2 protein-coding genes are annotated in these 1,818 nt (G+C 45.9%); both read right to left on the reverse strand.

The genetic code is table 11. The annotated features are described in order from the left end of the window. Window positions 1-975, reverse strand: a 975-nt coding sequence (locus N6P30_RS24260; protein ID WP_260630006.1) for a type I restriction endonuclease, incomplete at its 3' end; no start/stop codon positions are given. A gap of 116 nt (window positions 976-1,091) precedes the next feature. Continuing rightward, the coding region (locus N6P30_RS24265) for a restriction endonuclease subunit S (RefSeq protein ID WP_260630007.1) at window positions 1,092-1,818 on the reverse strand (727 nt) is incomplete at its 5' end.

A 1,818-nucleotide genomic window follows, 5' to 3' on the forward strand; every position in this document is an offset into this window, starting at 1 on the left:
GGTTGCCAGTCGTGCGGCCTTAAAGCTGGTCAGGGTTTTTCCTGATCCTGTGGTATGCCAGATAAATCCACCGCTTTCGGGTTTTGACCAGTTCTTGGCTTTAAATGAGCTGTTAATTTTCCAGAGGATTCGCTCAGTGGCAGCAATCTGATAGGGGCGCATGACGAGCAGCGTCTGGCTGCTGTCAAACACGCTGTAATTAAACAGAACATTCAGCAGGGTATGCTTCTGGAAGAAAGTGGCGGTAAAGTCCTTCAGGTCCTTTATCAGGGTGTTATCCGATTTCGCCCAGTTCATGGTGAAATCAAAGCTGTTTTTATCCCGCTTAGTGGTACTGGCAAAGTACCGGGTATCAGTCCCGTTGGAAATTACGAAGAGTTGCAGGTATTTAAACAGGGAGTTATCGCTGTTAAAGCTTTCCTTGCTGTAACGGTGTATCTGGTTAAAGGCTTCACGAATCGCCACGCCGCGCTTTTTGAGTTCGATTTGCACCAGTGGCAGGCCGTTGACCAGAATGGTGACGTCATAACGGTTAGCGTGTGAACCTGTCTGCTCAAACTGCTGAATGACCTGCACCTTATTGCGCAGCAGGTTCTTTTTATCTATCAGATAGATGTTTTCCAGACGACCATCATCAAAAGTAAAATCACAGATATAGTCGATATGGATTTTACGGGTTTTGTCCAGGCTGCTGTCACTGGGGCTGTCCAGATACTGCTCTGCGAAACGCCGCCATTCACTTTCATTGAACACAACACCATTGAGAGCCTGCAACTGCGTCCGGATGTTAGCCAGCATTGCGGTCTGTGATTTAACGGAAATAAATTCATAGCCCTGATTGCGCAGATCCTGAATCAGTTCGCGTTCTAAATCTGATTCGCTCTGGTAGCTGTCACCGGCTTCCCAGGCTTTCGTGTACTTGTCGAGAACGATGAAGTTATTGGATTCAGCGATGGTGTGTGTCTGTTGTGTCATGGTGCATCCTGTGCGTCATCTGGCAAAGCCCGGAAGGGTATCAGAAGAATCTTCCGGCATTCGTAAAGCCTGATACCGGGCGGGTGAGAACAAACCCTGCCGGTATCAATGGTCCGTCAGTTGCTGGCGGTTTCTGGTCTCGGGAAGCTGAACAGCAAGTCACGATAGTACTCGTACTGCTTTTGACGTAGCTCGATTTCACGAGGAAGGCCTTCGTTGATGGAGTTTGTTAGCGCATCAAATTTGTCCAGAATAGAAACTATTCGCTCTTTATCTTCAGGTGAAGGATTTGGAATACGTATGCTCTCTAAATTTTTCTTATTTAGTTTTGGTTGCGCTGCTCCGGAAATATAGGGGGATAAATCAATGCTATTCAGATAGTACTCCACGTACCTTCGCTCTGCATAGGAATCGAATTTAATCACATGTGCATGATTGTTTACCCAAGATTTACCACTGATACTAAATGCTATAGGCGTATTGCGGGCTAACAAATTTGCGCCATCTTCAGAAATCAGTAAAAAATCACCATCAAAAATGTAATCTTTAACATAATCGACAATTCCAGAAGCACCGTAATAAGGAATACTTCCTGCTTCCCTCAGACCGCTGGTAATTGGTTTCCTTTTCGAATCCAGATTTTCCCCTAGATCCCCAAGCGTCTTCCACTCAACTTCACCCTCTTCAAAACTCAGCAACTGGTCTCGATAGTAGTTGTACTGTTTTTTACGCATGTTAAGCTCAGCGGTAAGCTCAGCGGTAAGCTCAGCGGTAAGTGCAGTAAATTTGTCCAGAATCCGAACGATTTCAGACTGGATGGCGAGGGATTTTTCCGGATTATCC

This window comes from Enterobacter sp. PL1 (assembly GCF_945957325.1).
Taxonomy (GTDB): Bacteria; Pseudomonadota; Gammaproteobacteria; order Enterobacterales; family Enterobacteriaceae; genus Enterobacter; species Enterobacter roggenkampii.